The sequence below is a fragment of the Chamaesiphon sp. VAR_48_metabat_403 genome, from assembly GCF_031422475.1.
Lineage (GTDB): Bacteria > Cyanobacteriota > Cyanobacteriia > Cyanobacteriales > Chamaesiphonaceae > Chamaesiphon.
Genome location: NZ_JANPLS010000414.1, coordinates 1 through 1,771, shown reverse-complemented (window position 1 = coordinate 1,771; position 1,771 = coordinate 1). Strand labels below are relative to the sequence as shown.

At 43.2% G+C, this 1,771-nt stretch carries 3 protein-coding genes; 2 read left to right on the top strand and 1 reads right to left on the bottom strand.

Going from position 1 to position 1,771, the window contains the following annotated elements; all coding sequences use genetic code 11:
- Together RMO79_RS19775 and RMO79_RS19770 are read left to right on the top strand one after the other, a co-directional pair.
- A partial coding sequence (locus RMO79_RS19775; RefSeq protein ID WP_310484982.1) for a phycobilisome linker polypeptide occupies positions 1–212 on the top strand: 212 nt, incomplete at its 5' end.
- A gap of 106 nt (positions 213–318) precedes the next feature.
- Positions 319–582 (top strand): phycobilisome linker polypeptide, encoded by a 264-nt coding sequence (locus tag RMO79_RS19770; protein WP_310484981.1) that lies wholly within the window; start codon positions 319–321, stop codon positions 580–582.
- A gap of 315 nt (positions 583–897) precedes the next feature.
- Here the strand turns inward: RMO79_RS19770 and RMO79_RS19765 are convergent.
- On the bottom strand, positions 898–1,771 hold an 874-nt coding region (locus tag RMO79_RS19765; RefSeq protein WP_310484979.1), incomplete at its 5' end, for an alpha/beta hydrolase.

Here is a 1,771-nt window from a genome sequence, read left to right as displayed (position 1 = left end):
GGAGCGCAATGCCCGCTCGCGTCTTCGGACGTACCAGCCAAGGCGATTCCAACCGACTCTATCGGATTGAAGTATCCGGTATCAGTCTACCCCGTTATCCCCGCGTGCGCCGGAGCAACAAAGAGTTTATCGTGCTCTACGAACAACTTAATAGTACGCTTCAGTACATCAACAAGATTGGCGGCAAGGTAGCTAGTATTACCATCGCTTAGAGGCTGGTTGAAAAGTATCGGTTAAAGGATAAATACCGTCGATCGGATCTTTATCCTACCCGTTACTTTCTATTTGGATTTTATCAAGCTAAAGGAGTCGAACTAAATGCTAGGACAATTACCCTTTTCCAGAGGTTCTACTGCTACAGCAGATAACCGAATCTTCGTTTATGAAGTCACTGGAATGGATCGAGATCGATCCGATGTTCGGGTGCGGACTAGTGCGAATACCTTCGTACAAGTTCCTTACAACCGCATGAATGAAAAGATGCAACAAATCGTACGAATGGGCGGCAAGATTGTCAATGTTCATCCATTAGGCGAACCCCCTCAAGTTACGGAAACAGCTCATTCGGATGGCGATCGTTAAACCCACAATCCCAACTACTTACAAGCAGTTGGGCTGTTCGTATATACCCATCTTCCCAGTGAAAAATTAGCTGGCGATGGGAACGAAAACGATCTCATTCTGGCGATCGCATCTGTATAAATTCAGATAAGCTCGGCACAGCCAAATCCCCGACTTCTTAGAGGGTGTTTGAAAAGTATAAATAATCCCCCCAGCCCCCTTAAAAAGGGGGATTTAGGAGGATTGACAGCCTGCGATTGTAACAAATAAAACTTTTTAAACATCCTCTTAGAGAAGTCGGAGATTTTGACCATTTTAGCTTACTACTCGATCGAATCATTTAGAATTAGAAAGTATTTCCGGTTCGTACAGTACGCCTGAAATAATCGTCCATTTCTCTTCAATTTTATCTTTATCTTTAACTTGAATCTTGCGGAGAGTATAGGTGAAGCCAAAGTGTTCGATTTCTGCGTCCGATCGATCGAATCGTTTCGCAACTCCAACAACTTGTCCTTGATTATCGCTGAGTTGCTTAACTTCCAGGGAGCCGATAATCTTACTCTCTTTGAAGTTTTTGTGTTTTAAATCATCCATCAAAATCGCAAATACACCCAACACCTCAATTGGCTTTTCCATAACTGCGACTTCAGTTGAAGTTATTAACATTGCAGGTAAATGAAAAAATGGTAAAACCTTCGTTGGCTCTAGTGAATTAAAGGCTTGAATATAAGCACCAAAGGTATTAAGAATTTCTTTAAGTTGGTCTTTCATAATCATTATCTCTAGATGAGGTGGTTGCTGTAAAAAGAGATGAATCAAATTGGTAGCGATCTCTGGATGACTATAGGAAAATCCATGAGCGGCATCCGCAATTATTCCCAATTTAGCATTGGGAATTTTGGCTGTTAGTAGATTGCTATTTGAAGGAGGTATCGTAATATCTCGATCTCCAGTAATAACGAGCGTCGGTGCTTTGATGTCAGCCAAAGTATCGCAGGTATCGTGCGTTGCAAAGGCTTGAAGCTGACGCTGCAATGCTGCTCCTTGGCTGTGGAATGGGGTGGTTGCGGTGAGGAATTCGGCTAGTTCCTGCTGATGGTTTTGAATGAAGGTGGGTGTAAATAATACACCCAAAAGATTGCCATTCAGCACCCCACTGATATCTCCAGGTTGACTACAGCTACCACCCGCCATCGTACAGCCGAGAATG

Coding starts and splice junctions, on each gene's coding strand:
- RMO79_RS19770 (WP_310484981.1), top strand. CDS start 319: ATGCTAGGACAATTACCCTTTTCCAGAGGTTCTACTGCTACAGCAGAT.